The organism is Cyanobacteriota bacterium, from assembly GCA_025054735.1.
GTDB lineage: Bacteria > Cyanobacteriota > Cyanobacteriia > SKYG9 > SKYG9 > SKYG9.
Genome location: JANWZG010000641.1, coordinates 1 through 1,400 on the forward strand (window position 1 = coordinate 1; position 1,400 = coordinate 1,400).

Consider the following 1,400-nt stretch of genomic DNA (forward strand, 5'->3'; position numbering starts at 1 on the left):
TTTCTACTATCACCCTGGATTTAGAAGAAACAGCCGTTGCCCCTCTCACCAGACCACGGACTGTGTCCTTACAATTAAGCGAAACCTGGGTAAACTCAACCCGATCCCTTAAAACCGTGAGTGTTGGTTTGCTGAGGTTAGGTATTTGGTGTCTGGTGTACAGCCCCTACCTTGCGGTTCTGCTGGGCATCCTTTGGCTGATTCGCCGTCATCAGAAGCAAAAGTTACCAACCAACCCGTCCGACCAAGCATCGTCTAGTTCATAAGAAAAGCCAGTTAGGGGTTTATTCCAAGTGCAGAATCACCAAGTAGTTAGCCAACAGACTAGTCAACTGTTGAGCCTATTGCAATTAGCTAGTCCAGCATTGCCGATCGGGGCCTTTAGCTATTCAGAAGGAGTAGAAACCCTGGTGCATTGGGGCTATTTGACCACAGCAGATGCGCTAACAGATTGGCTGACCACAGAGTTGCGCTATGGCACAGTTCAAATTGATGGCGCTGTGTTGGGGAGGGTGCACCAAGCAATCGCTCGTCATGACCTGACTACAGTTCAGCGCTGGAACTGCTGGTTATCTGCACTGCGAGAAACCGAAGAATTACGGCTGCAACAATGGCAAATGGGGCGAGCGTTATTGCGCCTCGTGCAAGAGGTCAATTTGTCCAGCGACCCTAGCACTCAACTGGCGATCAATCAGTTGGTTACCTGTTGTGGAGCTGAATGCAATGCAGCAGTAGCCTTTGGAATTGCTGCCTATGCATGGCGCATTGATATAGAACCAACGTTATTAGGCTATCTCCACAGTTGGGCTGCGAATTTGGTCAGTGCAGGTGTGCGGCTGATTCCGCTGGGTCAGACGGCTGGGCAACAAATATTGCTAGATTTACAACCAGCGATCGCGGCTGCCTGTGATCGCTGTCTAACGTTAGCCGATGATGACCTGTACAGTTGTAGTTGGGGGTTATCTCTAGCGAGCATGAACCATGAGGTGCAATACAGCCGTCTATTTCGCAGTTAGGGATTTCCAACAACGCTTAATTGACTTGTATCATCAAGCGCGACCTTACTACGTAAGGCAGATTTCCTATGAGCTATTTCCACATTTCAGGACATGTTAGCGATCGCCCCTAACGACCAGCCAACCATCCTCCATCTTGATTGGTGTCATCATGGCTGCAAACCCTACCTGCTAACGCAATTTTGCAACAGTTATGCAACAGTTAGTGCCTGTAACGCTCAATGTCTGCGATCGACAGCCCCGTTAGTTCACTAATAGCCTCTGGAGCTAACCCCTGTTGATGGAGCCGCTGCACTACCTGGCGTAACTGAGCGATCGCCTGCTCTGCCCGTTGAGCTTCCTGCTCTGCCCGTTGAGCTTCCTGCTCTGCCCGTTGAGCTTCCT

Annotated in this window: 3 protein-coding genes; 2 read left to right on the forward strand and 1 reads right to left on the reverse strand. The window is 50.3% G+C overall.

Going from position 1 to position 1,400, the window contains the following annotated elements:
• Together NZ772_18980 and NZ772_18985 are read left to right on the forward strand one after the other, a co-directional pair.
• On the forward strand, positions 1–266 hold a 266-nt coding region (locus NZ772_18980), incomplete at its 5' end, for a DUF4349 domain-containing protein (GenBank protein ID MCS6815642.1).
• Between the two features lie 27 nt (positions 267–293).
• Positions 294–1,016 (forward strand): urease accessory protein UreF, encoded by a 723-nt coding sequence (locus tag NZ772_18985; GenBank protein MCS6815643.1) that lies wholly within the window; start codon positions 294–296, stop codon positions 1,014–1,016.
• A 202-nt stretch (positions 1,017–1,218) separates the two neighbouring features.
• Here NZ772_18985 and NZ772_18990 read toward each other — a convergent pair.
• On the reverse strand, positions 1,219–1,400 hold a 182-nt coding region (locus NZ772_18990), incomplete at its 5' end, for a Uma2 family endonuclease (GenBank protein ID MCS6815644.1).